Source organism: Kineococcus terrestris (genome assembly GCF_041020755.1).
Classification (GTDB): domain Bacteria; phylum Actinomycetota; class Actinomycetes; order Actinomycetales; family Kineococcaceae; genus Kineococcus; species Kineococcus terrestris.
In genome coordinates this window covers 120,895-140,856 of the sequence record NZ_JBEUEI010000004.1, presented here as the reverse complement: position 1 = coordinate 140,856, position 19,962 = coordinate 120,895, and the positions used below count along the sequence as shown (strand labels likewise).

Here is a 19,962-nt window from a genome sequence, read left to right as displayed (position 1 = left end):
GGGCCCCGCCGAGCGCCCGGCGGGGGCCATGCTGGGCGGGTGCGCGCGGGCCGCCTGCTGACGATGGTGCTGCTGCTGCAGTCGCGCGAGCAGGTGAGCGCGCGGGAGCTGGCCGAGCGGCTGGAGGTGTCGCAGCGCACGGTGCAGCGCGACGTGGAGGAGCTGCTGGCGGCGGGGGTGCCGGTGCGCTCGGTGCGCGGGCCGGCGGGCGGGTACCGGCTGGACGGGTACCGCTCGAAGTTCGCGGGCCTGTCGCCGGCGGAGGCGGAGGCGGTCTCGTTCCTGGGCCTGGCCGGTCCGGCGGCGGCGCTGGGGCTGGGCGACGTGCTGGGCGGGGTGCGGCTGAAGGTGCGGGCGGGCCTGTCGCCGGAGGGCCGCGAGCGCTCGGACCGGGTGTCGGCGCGCTTCCACCTGGACACCGACCGCTGGTTCGGCACGGCGGAACCGGCGCCGGCGCTGGCGGCGCTGGCGCGCGCGGTGTGGGAGGACCAGCGGGTGCGCGTGCGGCACGCGGGCCGCGGGGGTGAGAGCGAGCGGGTGCTGGACCCGCTGGGCCTGGTGCTCAAGGGCGAGTGGTACCTGCTGGCGCGCCGCGACGGCGAGCTGCGCACCTACCGGGTGTCGCGGCTGCGGGAGGTGGAGGTGCTCGACGAGCCGGCGCACCGGCCGCAGGGGTTCGACCTGCGCGCGGCGTGGGCGGAGCACCTGGCGCGCGCCGGGGCCGCCCGCGAGCGGGTGGAGGCGCTGGTGCGCGCGCGGGAGGAGGTGCTGCCGGGGCTGCGGCGGGTGGCGAGCGCGTCGGCGCAGGACGCGGTGCCGGTGGTGGCGGACGGCCTGGCGCGCGACGGGCTCGGCCGGGTGGAGGTGAGCGTGGTCCTCGACTCCGAGCGCTGGGCGGTGATGGCGCTGCTGGGGTTCGGGGCCGCGGTGGAGGTGCTGGCGCCGGCGTGGCTGCGGGCGGAGGTCGCCGCGGCGGCCGCGGCGACGGCGCGGCTGTACGAGGCGGACTGACGTACCCGACACGTCCTGTCGGGTACGGCCACCACGCTGGGGTGGTCAGCGCGAGACCGAGCACCGGGAGGACCCGATGACCAGCACGCAGCCCGACGCCACCACCCCCGCCGGCACCGAGCAGCCCGACGTCCGCCGCCTGTTCGTCCTGGCCGACGAGGCGCTGCTGGCGGTGGTGCGGCAGGTGCGCGAGGAGGAGTGGGACACCCCGACGGCCTCGGAGGTGACGACGAGCGACCCCTCCAGCGACCCGACGCTGCGGTTCGTCGTCAACTACCACGCGTACGAGGACGCGTGGGTGCCGGCGATGCTGGCCGGCCGCACGATGGACGAGGTGGGCCGCGACGCGCACACCGGCGACCTGCTGGGCGCGGACCCGGCGGCGAGCTTCGAGCGGTACGTGCAGGAGGCGGTCGCGGCCGTGGAGGCGCTGGACGACCTGGAGCGCACCGTCCACTGCTCGTTCGGCGACTACAGCGCCCGCGACTACCTGTGGCAGACGGTCTTCTTCCGCGGGCTGCGGGCGGTGGAGATCGCCCGGCTGATCGGCGTGGACGACACCGTCGACGAGGAGCTGGTGGCCGGGCTGCTGCCGTACATGCGCGAGCACGCCGAGGAGTGGCGCGCGTTCGGGGTGCTGGGCCCGGAGGTCGAGGCGCCCGAGGGCGCGAGCGCCCAGGAGCAGTTGATGGCGGTGACCGGGCGCCGGCCGCGCCGCACCCGTCCCCCGGTGCGCTGACGGTGCGCTGACCTGCGGGGAAGCCTCGCGGGCGCCGCCTGGTTGTGCCCGGTATGACGACGCAGGCGCTGACCCTGGAGACGCACGACGAGACCGTGAAGGACGGCATCGTCCTCATCGACTTCTGGGCGGAGTGGTGCGGCCCGTGCAAGCAGTTCGGCCCCGTGTTCGAGGCGGCGTCGGAGAAGCACGAGGACATCTCCTTCGTGAAGGTCGACACCGAGGACCAGCAGCAGCTCGCCGCTCGCTACGGCATCACGTCCATCCCGACGCTGGTCGCCTACCGCGACGGCATCCCCGTGTTCGGGCAGCCGGGCGCGCTGCCGCAGCCGGCGCTGGAGCAGCTCATCGAGCAGGTGCGCGCGCTGGACATGGACACCGTCAAGGAGCAGTACGCGCAGGCGCTGGCCCAGCAGCAGGCGCAGCAGCAGGCCGCCCAGCAGCAGGCTCAGCAGCAGCAGGCCGCCCAGCAGCAGGCTCAGCAGCAGCAGCAGGCCCCGCAGCGCACGGGCGTGCGCGCGGGCACGGACCCGGCCGCCTTCTGAGCCGACCGGCCCCGCACCGCGACGGCCCCGCACCCCACCGGGTGCGGGGCCGTCGCGCGTCCGGGCCGGGATCAGATCGCCCGCCGCCGTCACCGCCATCACGAGCGCTCCCTCCTCCCCCTCCGTGATCTCGCAGGGTTTCCCAGCAAGTTCACGGAGGGAGGGGACGGTTCGACGAGTATCGGCCTGCTTATCCGAAGCGCTAACCTGCTCAGTACTGGCGCCGTGCAGCGGGAGGAGTCGATGGCCGCTCTACCGGAGGAGATCGCCCACGCACCTCTGCGGACCTTCACCACCTCCGCCCTCGCGCACCGCTACACCCAGCCCGCCGTCCAGGTGCACCGCCTGCGCGCGCAGGGGAGGGTGCGCCGGGCCGCCCGCGGCGTGCACTACGCCGTGCCCGAGAGCGCCCCGGCCTCGTGGCGGCCCAGCCTGGAGGCGCTGGCCGCGGGAGTGGCCACCGCCCTGTACGGCGAGCGCGTACCCGTGCTGATGCACCTGTCCGCCGCCCGACTGCTGGGGGTGGTGCCGCGCGCGCTGGCGCGCGCGGTCGTCGCCGTCCCCCGCCAGCACCCCGCCGTGACGCTGGACGACCGCGACGACGCCCGGGTGCACTTCGTCCAGCGCGACACCGACGGCCTCGACGCGCAGCTGGTGAGCACCGACCTCGGGCCCGCCCTGATCACGAGCCCGGAGCAGACGCTGCTGGACCTCGCCCGCCGCCCGGACCTGCTCGGACTCGCCGGCGAGTCGTGGGACGCGGTGCGCGGCTTGTGGCCGCGCTGCGACGAGGACCTGCTGCGGGAGCTCGCCGGTGCTCAGCGCGGGCGTGCGGCGCTGCGGCGCGCGCAGCGGGTGCGGGAGGACGCCGGTCGCAGGATCCCGACCAGGACCGGCGACGACGGGTGACCACCGACGAGGCCGCCGAGCTGCGGCTGCGCTACGAGAGGGCCGTGCCGGCGGACGGCTGGTGGACGGACGTGACGTGGGACGAGCCGGGATGGATGGACGACACGTGGCTGGAGCTGGCCGGCGCCTACGCCAGCACTGCCGCAGGTCGCGACCACCTGCGCCGCGACCAGGCGGAGGCGGGTCAGGCCGGTCAGGACGCCGCGGCAGCGCGTCTGAGCGCCGCGCTGCTGCGCGGGGAGACCATCCGGGCCGAGCACGAGGAGAGCCAGCGGCGTGCACTCACCAGGCGCCCGCGCGCGCCGCGGCCGCAGGAGATCGCCGGTGTGGCCGAGCGCTTCGGCGCCGATCCCGATCAGGTGCGCCGTGACCACGTCATCAGCCACGTGCTCGCCGCCCTGTCCACCCTCGACGGCGCGGCGAGCCCCGACGGTGACCTGGTGTTCATCGGAGGTACGGCGCTCGCGCGCACCGTCCTGCCCACGCTCCGCTTGAGCGAGGACATCGACCTCCTCGGCTACGCACCACGTCGGGAGATGGCCGCTGCCGTCGAGCACGTCCTCCGGCGCCGCCTCCGGCGCACCCACGGCGTCCTGACGTGGGCAGGCCCCAGCCTCAGCGACGTGGCCGACACCGAGGCAGCCGTGGTGGTCCTCGGGGACGTCCAGGTCCGTCTGCAGTTGCTGCCCGGCGCCTCCTACCCGCCCTGGCCCCGGCAGGTGCGCGCCCTGCACCAGCGCTACTCCGACGCCCCTGCCGCGTCCCTGACCACGCTGAGCACGTCGGCCTTCGTGGCGAGCAAGCTGAGCGCCTGGCACGACCGGCGCTCCCCTCGCGACCTCTACGACCTGTGGGCGCTGGGCATCAGCGGCTGCTTCGACGCCGAGGCGGCCGCCCTGTTCGCACGTCACGGACCGGGAGCAGCTCCCACCTTCACACCGCCGGGCGAGAGTGCTTGGACGACAGCTCTGGCCCACCAGGGCCGCGTCCGCATCGACGCCGCCGGCGCGGCCCGGGACGTGCACCGCATGTGGGGACGCGCTTCGGACCGCACCTGACGTTCGTACGCCGCGCTCCACCACGCCACGCCACCGACGCCGACAGCGACCGGCGCTCCCGTCGTCCCCCTCCCCGCCGTGATCTCGCAGGGAATCCCAGCAAGATCACGGCGGGAGCTGGTCAGCGCCAGCGGGGCCGGGGCCTCAGCGGCGCTCGGCGGCGGCGCGCTCGCCGTCGCGCACGTCGACGGTCGAGGCGCGGCGGGTGACGAGGAACAGGACGACGCCGGCGAGCAGCAGCACCGCGGCGAACGCCCAGACCCGGCCGGGCTGCTGGGTCATCAGCGCCAGGCAGGACAGGACGCCCAGGACGGGCACGACCCGCGGGACGCGGAAGTGGTGGTGGCCGACGTCGTCGCGGCGCAGGACGAGGACGGCGACGTTGGTGCTGATGAAGACGAACAGCAGCAGCAGGACGACGGTGGCGGCCAGGGTCTCCAGGTCGCCGACGAGCACGAGGGCCATCGAGACGAGGGTGGTGACGACGATGGCGACCCACGGGGTGCGCCGGTGCGGAAGCACGCGCGTCAGGGGCCGCGGCAGCAGGTGCTCGTCGGCCATGCCGTAGGTGAGGCGGCTGGACATGATCGCGGTGAGCAGGGCGCCGTTGGCGACGGCGATCAGGGCGATCAGCGAGTACAGCCACGGCGGCAGCCCGACGTCGGCGACGGCGACGACCTCCAGCAGCGGCCCGTCGGAGCCGGCGATGGCCTCGGGCGCGACGACGGTGGAGACGGCCAGGCCGACGCCGACGTAGACGATCCCGGCGACCAGCAGCGCGCCGAACAGGGCGCGCGGGTAGGTGCGGGAGGGGTCGACGGCCTCCTCGGCGACGTTGGCGGAGGTCTCGAAGCCGACGAAGGAGTAGAAGGCGATGACGGCGGCGGCGAGGATGCCGGCGGCCGGGGCCTGGTCGGCGGAGAACTCCAGCACGCGGGAGGGCTGCCCGTCGCCGCGGCCGAGGACGACGACGGCCAGGGCGATGATCAGCAGCAGGCCGCCGACCTCGACGACGGTCATGACCACGTTGGCGCGCAGGGAGTCCTTGATGCCGCGGGCGTTGAGCGCGGCGACGGCGGCGAGGAAGACGAGGGCCGCGGGCAGGGCGGGCACGTCGACGAGGGCGCCGAGGTAGTCGCCGGCGAAGGCGAGCGAGAGCCCGGCGACGCTGGTGACGCCGGCGGCGAGCATGCAGAAGCCGACGAGGAACGAGACCAGCGGACGGCGGTAGGCGCGCTGGGCGAAGACGGCGGCGCCGCCGGCCTTGGGGTACTTGGTGACGAGCTCGGCGTAGGAGCCGGCGGTCAGCAGGGCGAGCAGGAGCGCGGCGAGCAGCGGCACCCAGATCGCCCCGCCGACCTCACCGGCCAGGACGCCCACGAGGGCGTAGATCCCGGCGCCGAGGACGTCGCCGAGGATGAACAGGAACATCAGCTTGCCGGTGATGGCGCGGCGCAGCGGCGTGTCGCGCGCGGGGGCGTCGGAGGTCACGAGCCTCTGTACCCCGTGATCGGCCCGGGGATGCGCGTGGCGGGTCACGTGATCGCCCGAACTGCTACTTGACACGTGTGAGGTGTCCGCTGCACTCTTCCTGACACGTGTTAGCCCTGGATGCGAAGGAGCACCGCATGGCCGACCTCACCCGCAGATCGATGCTCGGGCTCGCCTCGGCGGCCGCCGTGGGCACCGGGCTGTCCTGGCGGCGCCTGACGGGCGCCGACGTGCCCGGCCGCGGCGACGACGCGCTGACGATCGCCATCCTCGGCACCGCCCAGGACGCCGCCGCCCGCCAGCAGCTCGTCGACGCCTTCCGCGAGCGGCACCCGGGGATCCCCGTGCGGATCCAGGCCGTCCAGGGCCAGGACTGGACGCAGTTCTTCACGAAGATCCTCACGATGGTGGCCGCCGGCACCCCGCCGGACGTGTGCGTCGTGGCGACCGAGGGCGCCCAGCTGTTCGCCGACCGCCTGGCCGAGCCGCTGGACCGCTTCGTCACCCGCGACGCCGACGAGGTGGGCGACTACTTCGCCGACGTGCACCCCGCGCTGGTGGAGTCCTTCATGTACGAGGGCAACCTGTTCATGCTGCCGGTGGACTTCAACGCCGCGAACGTCTACTACAGCGCCGCCGCGTTCGAGCGCGCCGGCGTCGGGCGCCCCGCGGACGACTGGACCCACGCGGACTTCCTCGACGTGTGCCGGCGCACCCGCGACGCGGCGCCCGGCGCCTTCCGGCCGTTCTTCTGGACCAACCGCCTCTGGGGCGGCGTCGTGCCGTGGCTCTACAGCAACGGCACCAGCGTCCTGGCCGAGTCGAAGGCACCGGGCGGGGACTGGCTGTGGGACCGCTTCTACGCCGGCGACGAGCGCGCCGCCGGCCGCAGCGGCGGCTACCGCTGGACGGCGGCCACCGCCGAGGACCCGGCCGTCGTGGACACGTTCGAGTTCCTGCGCGACATGACGGCGGAGGGGCTGGGCTCCTCCCCCGCCCAGGGCGGCGGCAACGAGCTGGTCGCCCGCTTCGCGCAGGGCGTCATCGGGATGACGCCCGCGGGCGGCTTCTGGGTGAACGGCCTCGCCGAGGCGGGGATGGGCCCGGACGACTACGACGTCACCTACTTCCCGCGCGGGACGACGCAGCGGCACCAGTTCGGCGCCGCCGGGTACGCGGTGCTGCGCACGTCGCGGCGCAAGGACGAGGCGTGGGAGTGGATCAAGTTCTGCGCCTCCGCCGAGGGCATGCGGCTGTCCTTCCCGCGACCGGACACCACCCCGGTGCGCCGCTCGCTGGTCGACGCGGCCTTCTACGCGGACACGGGCCCGCGCAACTGGCAGGTGTTCCACGAGACGCTGGAACGCTTCCCGGACACCGGCCCCATCCCCGCGCCGCCGCAGCAGGCCGCCGTCGAGGCGGCCCTGGTCAAGAACGTCGTCGGCGCCGTCACGGCGCGGCCGGGTGGTGTCGCACCGGCCCTCGCGACGATGCAGCGCGACCTCGAGCTCGCCCTCAGGAGCCGGTGATGGCCACGGTCCTCCCCCGCAGCGCCCCCGTGCCCCCGGAGGGCGCGGCGCCCGCACCCGCGCCGGTGCGCCGCCGGCAGCGCGGCCGCACCCTGCTGGCCGCGGTGTTCCTGGCGCCCACGATCGGCGGCATCGCGCTGTTCACGCTGCTGCCCATCGTCGCCAGCCTCGTCCTGGCGTTCTTCCGCTGGGACATCATCTCCCCGCCGCAGTTCGTCGGGGCCGAGAACTTCGCCGACATCGCCCGCGACCCGGTGGTGCGGGTGGCGTTCCTCAACACGTTCGCGTTCGTGGCGCTGGCGGTGTCGCTGCAGCTGGTCGTGGCGATGGTGCTGGCCACCCTCGTGCAGTCGCGGATGCCGACGTGGCTGCGGGCGTTCTTCCGCTCGGCGCTGTTCTTCCCGCTCATCCTGTCCGCGGCCTCGGTCTCGCTCGTCATGGCGTACCTGTTCAACGAGGACTTCGGCCTCGTCAACGGCGTCCTGGGCGCGCTGGGCGTCGGCGCGGTGCCGTGGCTGACGACGCCCGCGGGCGCGACGGCCGTCATCGTCCTGGTGTACGTGTGGCAGAACTTCGGGTTCACGTTCCTGCTGTTCGTCGGCGGGCTGGCCTCCGTGCCGCGCGACGTGTACGAGGCGTGCGCGGTGGACGGCATCACCGGCTGGGCCAGGTTCCGGCACATCACGCTGCCGCTGCTGAGCCCGACCGTCCTCGTCGCCTCCGTCATGGCGATGATCAACGCGCTGCAGGTCTTCGACCAGCCGTACGTGCTGACGCGCGGCGGTCCGGGCGACTCGACCCGCACGGCCGTCATGGTCATCTTCGAGTCGGCGTTCCAGCGGCTGGAGTTCGGCCGCGCCTCCGCGGTGGGCCTGGTCCTGACCCTCGTCATCGTCGCGGTCACCGCCGTGCAGTTCCGCCTCAGCCGCCGCTTCGTCTTCTACCAGTGAGGTCCGCCGTGAGCACTCCCACCACGAGCAGCGTCCCGGTCGTGGACGTCACCGCTCCCTCCGCCGCGCAGCGCCCGCCGTTGCGGCGCAACCCCTCCCGTGCGCTGACCCCGGGTCTCGCCGGCCGGGTCGCCGTCCTGGCGGTGGCGACCGCCCTCACCCTGGGCCCGGTCGTCTGGACGGTGTGGACGTCGCTGTCGGTGCGCGCCGACGGCTCCCCCGGCGCCGGGTTCGGCGCCTACGGCGACGTCGTCGACCAGGTGGCCCTGGGCCTGCTGGTGTGGAACAGCGTGCTGGTGACGGCGCTGTGCGCGATCGGGCAGATGGTCACCGCGGCGCTGGCCGGGTACGTGTTCGCCCGGGTGCCGTTCCGCGGCTCCGGCGCCCTGTTCGCCGTCGTCCTGGCCACCATGATGGTGCCGCTGCAGGTGACGATCGTGCCCGTGTTCGTGCTGGTGCGCGGGATGGGCCTGTCCGACACGCTGCTGGCGCTGGTGCTGCCCGCGGTGCCCACCGCGTTCGGCACGTTCCTCATGCGCCAGTACTTCCTCGGCCTGCCCGGCGAGCTGGGCGAGGCCGCGGCCATCGACGGCGCCGGGCCGCTGCGGACGTTCACGTCCGTCTACGCGCCGCTGGCGGCGCCGGGCCTGGCGATCGTCGGGATCCTGGCGTTCAACTACCACTGGAACGAGTTCTTCCGCCCGCTGATCCTGACGGTCAGCGAGCAGAACTTCACCCTCCCCCTCGGCCTCGTCACCCTCCAGGGCAACCTGGGCACCGGGAGCGTGGCCACCGTCCTGGCGGGCGTCGTCGTCTCGATGGTCCCCGCCCTCGTCGTCTTCGTGCTCGGGCAGCGCCCGCTGCGCGAGGGCCTCACCGCTGGAGCCGGCAAGTGATCGATCCCCACCTCCCCGCCCTGCACGTGCGCCCGCCGCGCGGCTGGGTCAACGACCCCAACGGCCTGGCGCGCGTCGACGGCCGCTGGCACGTGTTCTTCCAGCACAACCCCGCCGCTCCCGTGCACGACGCGATCCGCTGGGGGCACGCCAGCTCCGCGGACCTGCTGCGCTGGCAGGACGAGCCGGACGCGCTGCTGCCCCGCGAGGGCGGCCCGGACGCGGCCGGCTGCTGGACCGGCTGCCTCGTCGACGACGGCGGGGTCCCCACCGCCGTCTACAGCGGCGTCACCGGCACCGGGGGCGTCTCGGAGGTCGTGCTGGCCCGCAGCGACCGCACCCTGCGCACCTGGGCGCAGGACGAGCGCGCCGTCGTGCCGATGCCCGACCTGCCCGGCGTCAGCCACGTGCGCGACCCGTTCGTGTTCACCGCGGGCGGGCGCCGCTGGGCCGTGCAGGGCGCCGGCCACCCCGGCGGGACGCCGCGGCTGCTGCTGTTCTCCTGCGACGACCTGACCCGGTGGGAACCGTGCGGGGAACTGCTCACCGGCGACGACCCGGTCGCCGCCAAGCACGCCGAGGCGGACGTGTGGGAGTGCCCCAACGTCGTCGAGGTCGACGGCCGCTGGGTCCTCGTGCTCTCGCTGTGGCGGTGGACGGACGGCGCGCACGCCCTGGCGGGGGTGAGCTGGCTGACCGGCGACCTCGACCTGGCCGACGGCGCCCCGAGGTTCCGCCCGTCGGCGGGCGGGCCGCTGGACGACGGGCCCGCGTTCTACGCCCCGCAGGCGCTGCCGGCCGAGGGCCGCACCCTCCTGTGGGGGTGGTCGTGGGAGCTGCGTGAGCAGGAGGAGGTGGACCGCGCCGGGTGGGCGGGCTGTCTGACGTTCCCCCGCGAGCTGCGGGTGGACGGCGACGTGGTGTCGTCCGAGCCGGCCGCCGAGCTGACGGGCCTGCGCCGGGAGGAGCTGGACCTGAGCGGCGGCCGCCTCGCGCCGGGGGCGTTCGAGCTGGAGACCGCCGGCGGGCTGCACCTGGCGCTGGCCGGTCCGGACGGCGAGCGCCCCGTCGTGGACGTGCCGCCGACCGCGGCCGGGCGCCCGGCGCGGGTCCTCGTGGACGGCAGCGTCGTGGAGGTGTTCGCCGGCGGGACGCCGGTGACGACGCGCGCGTACGCCACCGGGGGTGAGGAGTGGGTCGTGCGCGCTCCCGGTGCGGTGCGCGGGTGGCGGCTGGGCCTGCCGGGCTGATCCGTCCCGGTGGTCGGAGGCCTCCTCCCTCAGCGCTGGTCGCGCCAGCCGGTGAGGTCGACGACCACCGCGGCCGTCGCGGCGACCCCGCGCCCGTCGGTGCTCACCCGGTGGGTGCCGGCGGGGGCCCGCTGCTCCAGCAGCGCCGCCGCGCGGCGGCTGCGCTCGACGTGCGCCTGCAGCTCCGAACCGGTTTCGCGGCCGCGCAGGCGGTCGTGGACCTCCGCGTCCGAAGCGGTGAGCAGGACGGCGGTGATGGACGCGCGGCCGCCGACGGCCCGGACGACGAGGTCGGGCTCCAGGACGCTGACGGTGTTGACGTAGACCAGGCGGTGGTGACCGGCGGCGGCGTAGGTGGCCCACAGGGCGGCGAGGTTGGCCTCGGTGAGCCTCGTGCCGTGCGGGTCGTCGGCCGGCTTCGGGTGCGCGGCGTCGAGGTTGTCGCCCTCGACGTGGCAGTGCGCGACGCCCAGCGCCCGCAGCCGCGCCGAGACCTCGTGGGCGGTGCTGGTCTTGCCCACCCCGGAGCGCCCACCGATGAGCAGCACCTGCGGGACCTCGCGCGTCACGTCCGGCACGCGGCCCATCCAGCCAGGGGCGACGGCGGGCGTCCAGCCCGGCGGCTCGGCGGGCGCACCGCTCAGCGCGACGGCGGGGCGATGGACCCGCGCTCGACGAGCGGGCACTCCAGCAGGACGCGCGACGTCCCCGGGGTGCCCGCGCCGTCGCCGTCGCCGTCCCCGTCCAGCTCGGCGAGGAGGTGGGCGACGGCCCGCTCCCCCATCTCCCGGAACGGCAGCCGCACCGTCGTCAGCGCGGGGACGAGGACGGGGGCGACGTTCTCGTCGTCGTCGTAGCCGACGACGGACACGTCGCGCGGCACGGACAACCCGAGGCTGGCGGCGGCCAGGACGGCGCCGACGGCGACGCGGTCGTTCGCGCACACCAGCGCGGTCGGCCGGTCGGGACGGCTGAGGACCTCGACGGCGGCGCGGTGCCCGGCGGCGATGTCCCAGCCGGTGACGACCCGCCGCAGCGGCGCCAGCCCGGCCTCCTCGACGGCCGTGGCGAGCCCCTGCGCGCGCTGGTCGGCGGCCACGACCCGGTAGTGCTGCCCGGCGACCTCGGGGGTGCCGTCGAGGGCGACGACGTCGCGGTGCCCGGCGTCCAGCACCGCCCGCACCTGCCGCGCGCCACCGGCGACCTCGTCGGGCACGTACCCGGTGACCCGCCCCGCCGGGTCGTAGGCGTCTGCGAGGACGGCCGGCAGCGTGCGCATGACCTCGGGCACGTCGTACTCGCGGTGGGTCATCGCGGCGAACAGCAGGGCGTCGACTCGGCGGTCCAGCAGCGTCTGGAACGCCTGGCGCTCGCGCTCCTCGTCGTGGTGGGTGTCCAGGACGACGAGGACGTGCCCGGCGTCCTCGGCGGTGCGGGCCGCGCCCTCCAGCAGCCGCCCGCCGAACGCGGAGGTGGCGATGGCGTCGGTGACGACGCCGAGGGTGCGGGTGCGCTGGGTGCGCAGGCTGAGGGCGACGGAGTTGGGCGTGTAGTCCAGCTCGGCGGCCGCCCGCAGGATCGCCGCCTGCTTGTCGGCGGCGATGTTCCCGGCGCCGCGGCCGTTGAGGACCATCGAGACGGCCGACCGGGAGACCCCCGCCAGCTTCGCCACGTCCTGCGACGTCGCTCTCCGTGCCACCCGCCGACCGTACCTGACTCGCGTGAGGCGCCGGTCGGCGGTCGTTGGACGAGCGCCCCGCACCGCGCGAGGCCGTCTGCGAGGATGGGCGCGGCCGCGCGCGGCCGAGGGCCTCTAGCTCAACTGGCAGAGCAGCGGACTTTTAATCCGCGGGTTCAGGGTTCGAGCCCCTGGGGGCCCACCGCGGTGACCTGCGACTTCACCGTCAGGTGGATCTCGTTTACCGGTGAACGCAGCTTCTCGTGACCACGTCCTGACCACATCAGCGCTTCGAGCGTCTCGCGTGTAGGCGACGGCTGCGGCGATGGCGTCGGCCGCGGAGCGGGCCACGGCGGGTACGACGTGCGTGTACAGGTTGGCCGTGATGTGGGTGGTGGAGTGGCCCAATCGGTCACTGACGACCTTGATGTCCACCCCGGCGGCCAGCGCCAGGCTGGCGTGGGTGTGGCGCAGGTCGTGCAGCCGGATCGGCGGCACTCCCGCGGCCTCGACGAGCGTGCGGAAGGTGTGGGTGACGACGTCGGGACGCAGCAGGTCGCCGTTCTCCCGGGTGAAGACCAGCCCGTGCTCGACCCATGCCTGGCCCCACGCGGCGCGCTCGGCGTCTTGTGCGGCGCGGTGGTGGCGCAGCACGTCGACGGTCAGCGGATCGATGGGTACGACGCGCGACCCGGCTGCGGTCTTCGGCGCGCCGAGGCGAGGCCCGTCGTCACCTTCGGTGATCTGCCAGGCGACGACGACGTGCGCGCGCTGGAGGTCGACGTCGCGCCAGTGCAGCCCGATGGCCTCACCGCGCCGCATGCCGGTGAAGGCGATGAGGTGGAAGAGGGCGGAGAGCCGGTGCTCGGCGGTGGTGTCGAGGAAGGTGGCGATGTGCTGCGGTTCCCACACGGAACTGCGCGCCGCGCGGTGCTCGGGCAGCTCGACTTGCACCGCCGGGTTCCACGGGATCAGACGGCGCTTGACGGCGGTGTTCAGCGCCGAGCGCAGCGTGCGGTGCACGTGGTGCACGGTCGAGGCGGAGGCCCTCGTGTACCGCCCGTCGAGCAGATCGGCGTAGAGAGCGTCGATGTGATCGGCCCGCAGGTCTTGCAGTCGGTAGTGCCCGAGGGCGGGCGCCAGGTACAGCCGCACATGCATCGCGTAGCTGCGCCGGGTGGTCTCGCGCAGGTTCCGCTTGCCAGCCAGCCACTGCTCGAAGAACCGCCCGACGGTCAGCGTCGGCTCGTGGCTCACTCCGGCGCGCTGGCGGTCGATCTCCTCGTCCAGAGCGCGCTGCGCGTCACGCTTGGTGGTGAACCCCGAGCGCGTGATCTGCCGGCGCCCGCCGTCGGCGCGTCGCCCGAAGTCCACGGTGAACTTCCACGTGCCGCGGCAGCGGTGCTCGAGCATCTTGCCCCGGTCGTCGCGCGGGCACGCTGGACCGTGGCGCTGGGAGATGTGCCCCTTCCTCACCGCCGCACCCCGACGAGGTCGAGGAGCGGTGCGGTGGGAACCCGGATGAGCTTGCCCAGCCGGACGACGGGCGTGGGCCAGCTGTCGGTGCGGATCAGCTCGTAGGCGGCGGTGCGCCCGATCCCGAGGACGGCCGCCGCGGTCGGCACGTCGACGACGGGCGGCAGGGTGCGGATCTGGTCCAGGTCCAGCTGGAGGCGGCTCATCGGTCCTCTCCCGTCGGGGTGCTGCTCAGGATGGCGCGGACACCGGTCCGGCGCGGGCGGCGTGCGTGGCGCATCAGTCGGTGAAGGAGACGTGGACGTGGTCGTAGTGGCCGCCGGTGGCGCTGTCGGCGTCGTAGACACCACCACCGGTGTAGGCGCGCCAGCCCTCGTCGTCCCGGCCCGCAGACCATATGCGCCCCTGCCAGATGACGTACTTCACGTGCAGCGCAGCGGCGTTGGCCTGCAGCCACGTGGCCAGCTGCCAGCCGGCGGTGACCTCAGCACCGCCGGGGAACTTCCCCAGCTTGCCGAAGGTGATGTCGCAGCCCTTGCCCTGCGGGTGGTCGGAGGTGGGGTTCCACGCGTGGGCGTCCCAGCAGGAGGTGGGCCGCTTGCCGAACGTCGCCCAGATCTGCTGCACGCCCCAGTTCGTGGCTGCGGTGACGCACCCGCCGGTGCCGGTGGGGTCGGGGACCGTGCAATCGGCCGAACGGCCGGCGAAGGCCGTCGCGGCTCCGCCGCCCACCGTGGCCGGCTCGGCGGTGAACTCGTCCAGGTAACGGTGGATCGCCTCCAGGTACGCGGCGACCTGGTCGGCGCACCCGGCGCCGCACCCCGCCTCCCCGGCGACGGGAATGCCCGTGGCCGAGCCGGTCACCCGTGAGCAACCCGCGATGTGGCACACCGCCATGGCGTCGAGAGGGCTGACGCCCTTGCCGGTGGCCTGCATGTGCCTGGTCATGGCGCGCAGGTTGGTGCACATCCACGGCAGGACGACGCTGAAGTGCCGCCGCGGGTCCCACACGTCGTGCTCCGCCGGTGGGCGGCCGCCTGCCGGCCAGCCCACCCCTCCACCGGCAGCGCTCCACGTGCCGGGCATCGCCTGCAGCAGGCCGGCGGCGCCGGCGGAGGAGGCGGCGCGCGAGTTCCAGCCGGACTCGACCTGCACCTGGGCGACCAGCCACGTGAGCGGCAGCTCAGGGCACGAGGCCGCGCGTGCCGACTCCAGCGCGTCGAGCCACATGAGCGCCGCGTCGGGCAGCGCCTCGACCTCGAGCGCCTGACCCGGCGCCACAGCGGCCTGCGCGTCAGCGTCAGACATGGCGCCACCGATGAGGACCGTGCCGCAGAGGAGCGCCAGGAGCCCGGTGATCGCGGACCTCATGAGCCACCACTCCCCTCACGGCTACGGTTGGCCTCTGCACCGCGTACGGCGGTGGCCGGTACGGCGTGGGGCGTACCGGCGTGGACGGGACAGGGGCAGGTGCTGCGGCTCGACGCACGGATCAGCACGTCAGCGGTCGATCCGACCTGCCATTTACACCAGTTAACGGGATGCCTCGAAGGCTAGTCCCTTGTGAACAGATGTCAAGGTACGGCACAGACGGGAGGGGACGGCTCGTGGCGGACGTGCGCCCGGAGGGGGACGGCGCGGCTGACAGCACAGGTGCGGGTGCGGCACCGGCCGGGCCGCTGGCGGCCAAGGTCGACCACCTCTTCCGCACCGTGCGGCCGGCGAAGGGCGAGTACTCCTACGAGCACGTCGCCACAGCCATCCGGGAGGCGGGCGGGCCGACGATCTCCGCGGCCTACCTGTGGATGTTGCGCAACGGCAAGCGCGACAACCCCACCATGCGTCACCTGGAGGCGCTGGCGTCGTTCTTCGGCGTTCCCCCGGGCTACTTCTTCGACGACGCGCTGGCCGCCCGGGTCGACGATCAACTGGCTCTACTTGCGACCTTGCGCGACGTTGACGTACGAAGGGTCGCGTTGCGGGCCTCGGGCCTGAGCAGCGAGAGCCTGTCGACGATCGCCGAGATGATCGAACGAGTGCGTGAGCTCGAGGGTCTGCCGGAGCGGGCCACCGAGGAGCACCAGGACTGAGAGGACGGTGCAGCCGTGAGCCTCCGGGCGCTCCGGCACCGCTGCGCAGCACGCCTGCGCGACCTGACCCTCCCCGACACCTTCAGCGTGGACGCGTTCACGACCGCGGTCGCCGATGTCCGTGGCCGCCCTGTGCACGTGCTCCCCCACCGGACGGCCGGCCCCTGCGGCGCGTGGGTGTCGACGGCGACCGCCGACTACGTGTTCGTCGACGAGAGCACGAGCGGGCTGCACCGCCGGCACATCCTCGCCCACGAGCTCGCGCACGTGGTCTTCGACCACGGCGGGCCGGACGTCCTCGCCGGTGACGTCGCCGCGCGTCTGCTGCCGGACGTCGACCCCTCGACGATTGAGCGGGTCCTGCAGCGCAGCTCCTACTCGACCGCCGAGGAGCGGGAGGCCGAGGTCTTCGCCTCGATGGTGCTCCAGCGCATGCCGGCGTCCGCTCCCTCCTCGTCCGGCTCGTCACAGGAAGTGAGGGCACTGGCGCGGAGCTTCGGAGCGGCTCGTGTCTGAGCGGCTGTCCAGCGTCGTCACGCTCGCGCTCTGCCTCGCGGCCCTGCCGCGCCTGCGCGAGCTTCTGCCCGGCGTGGACGCCGGCCGCCGCGCGGTGGCGACCGCCGTCGTCACACTCGCCGCGTCCGCGGTGGCGCTCACCTTCCCCGGAGAGCGAGCCTTGTACGCGCTGACGGGTGTCCCGCACATCGGCGACCTCGTCGGCCGGGCGTTCCTCATGGTCGCGGCCGTGGCGGCGCAATGCATCTTCCTCTTCGCCGCCGAACCGGCGCAGCAGCCCCGCGTGCGGCTCCGCCGGCGGGTGCAGGCGCTGCTGGCCGCACTGGCCGTGCTCCTGGCGGCTTTCACCTTGGCGCCAACCCATGACACGTCGGCGGACTACCTCGTCGTCTACGGCGGCGAGCCCCTGGTCGCGGTCTTCGTCGTCACCTTCACCGCCTTCCTGGGGTGGTGCTTCGCCGACGTGCTGACCGCCTGGTCACGGCTGGAGCGCCGCACCAGCGGCTCCCTGCACACTGGCCTGCGCACGCTGGCCGCCGGTGCAGCAGTGGGACTCGGGTACGTCGTGCTGCGCCTGACCGGCCAGGTGGCACTGCTGGCCGGCTGGCCGGGGGTGGTGGCGAGCACGCGGATCGGCTGCCTCGTGACCGGCTCAGTGGCAGCGCTCCTGGCGGTGGCCGCGGTGAGCTGGCCGGCCGTCAGTGAGGCCAGCCGCGCTGTGCACGAGTGGTCGCGGTCCCGGGCCCGGTTGCGCCAGCTCTACCCGCTGTGGAGCGACTTGACGGAGGTGGTGCCGCACGTCGCCCTGGAGCGACCCCGACCTCCGACGCGAGAACTGATCTCGCTGCTGGACGTGCGGTGGCGGCTCTACCGACGGGTCATCGAGATCCATGACGCGCGGCTCGCCCTGCGCGCCTACGCGGACGCGCCGTCACGTCGTACCCGGACCGCGCCAGCTGCTGAGGCGCGCCGACTCGCCCGGGCCGTCGCTGCGGCCCGGCGTGGCGCTGCGGTTCCCGAGTCGGTCGCCGGGCCGGCTGCAGCCACGGTGGCTGACGACATCGATCGGGAGGCTGAGTGGCTGTCGAACGTGGCCAGGGAGTACCGGACGCTGACCCGGTCGAGGCCGGCACGAGCAGTCGCTTGGAGCCCGGCGTGATCGAGGCACCTCGTCGACCCGAGGATCGATCGGTGGCCACCCGCGTGGCGACGATCGTCAGCGAAGTCTTCGCGCCGTGGATCTGCGCGGCGGTGATGCCGCCGCTGGTCGGGGCGATGACCACGACGCCGTGGTGGCGTGGTGCGCTGCTCGGCCTGCTCGTGACGGTGCTGAGCGCTGGCGTGCCCTATGCCGTCGTCGCCCGCGGTGTCCGGACCGGACGCTATGAGGACCACCACGTCAGTCGTCGCGAAGATCGCCCGCTCCTGCTGGCGTTGGCGGTCGGCTGCGTCTTGACATCGCTGCTGCTGGTGCGCTGGCTGGGTGCCACGACGGCCACTCAGGTCTTCACCGGGCTGATGCTGGCAAGCGTCGCCGTCGGTGCGGTCATCTCCCGCTGGTGGAAGATTTCCATGCACACCCTCGTGCTCTCGGCATCGGTGACGGTCCTCGTTGCACTCGAGGCCGCCTTGGCGCTCCTGATCCCGCTCGTGGTCGCCACCGCCTGGTCCCGGTGGCAGTTACAGCGACACACCTGGGGTCAGGTGACGATGGGCAGCGCGGGCGGCGTCGCGTTGGCGGCCGCAGCCGTGGCCATGGCTTCTTAGTCCGCACGCAAGAAGTCTTTGTCGGTAGCGGTTCTCGAGCTGGCTTAGGACCAAGGCTGCGGCAACGATCTCAGAGATGCGCCACGGGTACAGGTTGACCCGACGCAAGGCCCCCAGCGGGTCTTCAGGTGGTCGATGCCGTGTGCGACGAAAGTACGTTCCGTATTGACGTACCCCCCTTCCACTCGAAGCTAATGACGGTTCGGATCACCAAATACTGGTGCCCAGGCAGTTCAACCGGCAAGTTCCACAAGTCGGACTAGTGCTGAGTCAGGCATCTCGATGCAGAGCGGTCAACCGGCGCAGTCGCCACCTGACCTGCTGGCGCACGGTGATGCGCGGCTCACTAAGACCTAACTGGTCCAGCATAGCCCGCTCCATTACGCCTATGTTGACTTGGGCGCGCTTGAGCCGTGACTCGACCAAGCGTCCATCTCCCCGGTCGGCATGCCGCACTGCCCAGTAGAAGTCCGTACCGAGGAAGGTGGCGGTGTAGTGCACAGAGCCAATCCCCATGAGCTTGACCCCATCGATCAGCCGCTGTAGCTCTTCCAAGGTCGCCTGCACCTGCTGCGCCGTAGGCACTGGTTTCCCCACTTGAGGAGAGATAACCCGGGCGTAGTCGGCGCAAGTGCGCAACGTGTCCTGCGCTGCCGACAGCAACTCCACGTAGGCCTCGTGGCGCATCTCCCGCCACGCCGCCCGATCCTCCCGGCCCCGGCCCGCTCGCGCCACAACCCACGCCACGGCGGCACTTAGGAAGACGCCGACGCCCCCATTGCCGAGCAGCGTGAGCCATGTCGGGTCGCTGACTACTGTCACAGCGCTAATCATGCCGTGCTGGATCCTGAGGCGGGCGGCGCTTCGCGCTCTCGCCAGGACCGGCGCGGGGTGATGCCCAGCTGAGCGACCATCTTGTCGCGCAACTCCTGAAGATCATCAGATAGCTTTTTGTGCTGGCGCAGGCACTCCTGTCTGGTGCCTGCCGACGGGGAGCTGCCGGGCAGGATGTCCATGTCGCCAGGCACGGCCAGCGCTAGGTGCTGGGTGGCGGCGATCAGGTCGCTGGCCGCCTCGGTAATCTCGTCTCCGGCCAGGATGATCATCTGGTTGTAGTGCTCATAGGCGGGATCGAACAGCGACTTCTCGAAGGGCTTGGCGCCCACGTCGTTGGAGCCGTTCCAGGATGTTAGGGTCTCCTCCAACCCGTTGAGCGTCCCGCCTATGCCGTTGACGAAGCCTGCGTAAATTTTGTGCCGCTCAGTCGCCCAGAATGCCCGATCGGCGCGCTCCTCGGTCCTCTCCCGGTCTTTGCGGGCCCACCGGCGCTGAAAGCCGCCGCCGAGCAGACCGGCGCCTAAACCGATCAGTGCCACAAGTAGCGGCGACTCGAGGACGACTTGGAGCCAGCCCGGGTCAGCGGCAGGCTCCTGCCCGCCAACTGTGATCCGAATCAGCGAGGACTCTCCTATCACGCACCCAACTCTACTCACGAAATAGTCACCCTTTGCGCTCTTTGTAGCCACTCTCGGTGTCGTCACGCTGAGCGAGAGGACCGCCTTAGAGGACACCATCAAGGGCCACAAGAGCCCGGAAGATCGTGCCAGTGCCCAGCTAGTGGTCTGACAGCACTGGGCGCTAGCCCCTCGGTGCCACTAAGGCGGCCTCCCAGCTATCCCGGCGCCAGTTGGTGGTCAGTCGCCGCTGCCACGGCATCTTGAGCGACGTCGCAGTCGCCATGGAGCCGACGGTGCACCACGACGAGCGCACCTACCGCCGCGTGGACGCCAGCCCGCCGCCCGAGCCCTATACCAACGCCCCTCGCCGCCGTCGCGGCGGGACTCTTCGACGTCTCTGCCGTTCGCCCGCTCGGCTCAATATCGGTGAACTGCATGAGTGACCTGGCCTGCAGCGCCGTCACTGCGGGTGCGCCCCGGCCACGATCGGCTGCATGTCTCTCCTCGACCACCGGCCCGCGAGCTCCCCGCCGGACACCCTGCCCAAGCCGCAGCCGCGCTAGTTCATCCTGGTCCTGGCCGATCTCAACCTGGGCATCG

Annotated in this window: 20 protein-coding genes, 1 tRNA gene and 1 pseudogene; 14 read left to right on the top strand and 8 right to left on the bottom strand. The window is 73.1% G+C overall.

Going from position 1 to position 19,962, the window contains the following annotated elements; all coding sequences use genetic code 11:
* The first annotated feature begins 39 nt into the window (after positions 1-39).
* The 5 genes from AB8M62_RS04395 (at position 40) to AB8M62_RS04375 (ending at position 4,262) form a co-directional block, all read left to right on the top strand.
* Positions 40-1,011 (top strand): helix-turn-helix transcriptional regulator, encoded by a 972-nt coding sequence (locus AB8M62_RS04395; protein ID WP_369068753.1) that lies wholly within the window; start codon positions 40-42, stop codon positions 1,009-1,011.
* A gap of 76 nt (positions 1,012-1,087) precedes the next feature.
* Positions 1,088-1,750: a hypothetical protein gene (locus AB8M62_RS04390; RefSeq protein ID WP_369068752.1), complete on the top strand. Its 663-nt coding sequence runs from the start codon at positions 1,088-1,090 to the stop codon at positions 1,748-1,750.
* Positions 1,751-1,803: 53 nt separating this feature from the next.
* Complete coding sequence (gene trxA, locus AB8M62_RS04385; protein WP_369068751.1) at positions 1,804-2,295, top strand: thioredoxin; 492 nt, start codon at positions 1,804-1,806, stop codon at positions 2,293-2,295.
* 243 nt (positions 2,296-2,538) lie between these two features.
* Positions 2,539-3,204, top strand: a complete 666-nt coding sequence (locus AB8M62_RS04380; protein ID WP_369055092.1) for a type IV toxin-antitoxin system AbiEi family antitoxin domain-containing protein — start codon at positions 2,539-2,541, stop codon at positions 3,202-3,204.
* Entirely contained in the window at positions 3,201-4,262 is a 1,062-nt protein-coding gene (locus AB8M62_RS04375; protein WP_369068750.1) for a nucleotidyl transferase AbiEii/AbiGii toxin family protein, read from the top strand. Before AB8M62_RS04380 ends, AB8M62_RS04375 begins: the two co-directional genes overlap by 4 nt.
* A gap of 144 nt (positions 4,263-4,406) precedes the next feature.
* Here AB8M62_RS04375 and AB8M62_RS04370 read toward each other — a convergent pair whose 3' ends face one another.
* A complete protein-coding gene (locus AB8M62_RS04370; RefSeq protein WP_369055159.1) occupies positions 4,407-5,693 on the bottom strand; it encodes an APC family permease in 1,287 nt (428 codons plus the stop codon).
* A 197-nt stretch (positions 5,694-5,890) separates the two neighbouring features.
* On the opposite strand from AB8M62_RS04370, the gene AB8M62_RS04365 reads away from it, so the two are divergent.
* The 4 genes from AB8M62_RS04365 to AB8M62_RS04350 all read left to right on the top strand — a co-directional run bounded on the left by AB8M62_RS04365 (position 5,891) and on the right by AB8M62_RS04350 (position 10,378).
* Entirely contained in the window at positions 5,891-7,282 is a 1,392-nt protein-coding gene (locus AB8M62_RS04365) for an ABC transporter substrate-binding protein (protein ID WP_369068749.1), read from the top strand.
* Positions 7,282-8,232: a carbohydrate ABC transporter permease gene (locus tag AB8M62_RS04360; RefSeq protein WP_369055097.1), complete on the top strand. Its 951-nt coding sequence runs from the start codon at positions 7,282-7,284 to the stop codon at positions 8,230-8,232. The genes AB8M62_RS04365 and AB8M62_RS04360 overlap by 1 nt, the downstream gene beginning before the upstream one ends.
* Before the next feature lie 80 nt (positions 8,233-8,312).
* Positions 8,313-9,128 (top strand): carbohydrate ABC transporter permease, encoded by an 816-nt coding sequence (locus AB8M62_RS04355; RefSeq protein ID WP_369055160.1) that lies wholly within the window; start codon positions 8,313-8,315, stop codon positions 9,126-9,128.
* Positions 9,125-10,378, top strand: a complete 1,254-nt coding sequence (locus AB8M62_RS04350; RefSeq protein WP_369055099.1) for a glycoside hydrolase family 32 protein — start codon at positions 9,125-9,127, stop codon at positions 10,376-10,378. Before AB8M62_RS04355 ends, AB8M62_RS04350 begins: the two co-directional genes overlap by 4 nt.
* Before the next feature lie 29 nt (positions 10,379-10,407).
* Here the strand turns inward: AB8M62_RS04350 and AB8M62_RS04345 are convergent, their stop codons facing one another.
* Positions 10,408-10,956 (bottom strand): hypothetical protein, encoded by a 549-nt coding sequence (locus AB8M62_RS04345; RefSeq protein ID WP_369055101.1) that lies wholly within the window; start codon positions 10,954-10,956, stop codon positions 10,408-10,410.
* A 62-nt stretch (positions 10,957-11,018) separates the two neighbouring features.
* A complete protein-coding gene (locus AB8M62_RS04340; protein WP_369055102.1) occupies positions 11,019-12,077 on the bottom strand; it encodes a LacI family DNA-binding transcriptional regulator in 1,059 nt (352 codons plus the stop codon).
* A 108-nt stretch (positions 12,078-12,185) separates the two neighbouring features.
* Here AB8M62_RS04340 and AB8M62_RS04335 point away from each other — a divergent pair.
* Positions 12,186-12,258: transfer RNA gene (locus tag AB8M62_RS04335), tRNA-Lys, on the top strand.
* 218 nt (positions 12,259-12,476) lie between these two features.
* Here AB8M62_RS04335 and AB8M62_RS04330 read toward each other — a convergent pair.
* From AB8M62_RS04330 to AB8M62_RS04320, 3 genes and pseudogenes are all read right to left on the bottom strand, one after another.
* A pseudogene (locus AB8M62_RS04330) lies at positions 12,477-13,469 on the bottom strand (site-specific integrase); the annotation flags it as partial.
* A 59-nt stretch (positions 13,470-13,528) separates the two neighbouring features.
* Positions 13,529-13,738, bottom strand: a complete 210-nt coding sequence (locus tag AB8M62_RS04325) for a DNA-binding protein (protein ID WP_369068748.1) — start codon at positions 13,736-13,738, stop codon at positions 13,529-13,531.
* Positions 13,739-13,811: 73 nt separating this feature from the next.
* Positions 13,812-14,840 carry a VldE C-terminal domain-containing protein gene (locus AB8M62_RS04320; protein WP_369068747.1) on the bottom strand — a complete coding sequence of 343 codons (1,029 nt, stop codon included), beginning with the start codon at positions 14,838-14,840 and terminating at the stop codon, positions 13,812-13,814.
* 371 nt (positions 14,841-15,211) lie between these two features.
* Here AB8M62_RS04320 and AB8M62_RS04315 point away from each other — a divergent pair, with 371 nt between their 5' ends.
* From AB8M62_RS04315 to AB8M62_RS04300, 4 genes are all read left to right on the top strand, one after another.
* Positions 15,212-15,622, top strand: coding sequence for an XRE family transcriptional regulator (locus AB8M62_RS04315; protein ID WP_369068771.1), 411 nt, complete (start codon positions 15,212-15,214; stop codon positions 15,620-15,622).
* Positions 15,623-15,799: 177 nt separating this feature from the next.
* Positions 15,800-16,138, top strand: coding sequence for an ImmA/IrrE family metallo-endopeptidase (locus AB8M62_RS04310; protein WP_369068746.1), 339 nt, complete (start codon positions 15,800-15,802; stop codon positions 16,136-16,138).
* Entirely contained in the window at positions 16,131-17,297 is a 1,167-nt protein-coding gene (locus tag AB8M62_RS04305) for an MAB_1171c family putative transporter (protein WP_369068744.1), read from the top strand. Before AB8M62_RS04310 ends, AB8M62_RS04305 begins: the two co-directional genes overlap by 8 nt.
* A 32-nt stretch (positions 17,298-17,329) precedes the next feature.
* Positions 17,330-17,905, top strand: a complete 576-nt coding sequence (locus tag AB8M62_RS04300; RefSeq protein WP_369068743.1) for a hypothetical protein — start codon at positions 17,330-17,332, stop codon at positions 17,903-17,905.
* 270 nt (positions 17,906-18,175) lie between these two features.
* Here AB8M62_RS04300 and AB8M62_RS04295 read toward each other — a convergent pair whose 3' ends face one another.
* Both AB8M62_RS04295 and AB8M62_RS04290 read right to left on the bottom strand, forming a co-directional pair.
* Positions 18,176-18,574 carry a hypothetical protein gene (locus AB8M62_RS04295; RefSeq protein ID WP_369068742.1) on the bottom strand — a complete coding sequence of 133 codons (399 nt, stop codon included), beginning with the start codon at positions 18,572-18,574 and terminating at the stop codon, positions 18,176-18,178.
* A 161-nt stretch (positions 18,575-18,735) separates the two neighbouring features.
* Entirely contained in the window at positions 18,736-19,380 is a 645-nt protein-coding gene (locus AB8M62_RS04290) for a hypothetical protein (RefSeq protein WP_369068741.1), read from the bottom strand.
* Positions 19,381-19,962: the final 582 nt, after the last annotated feature.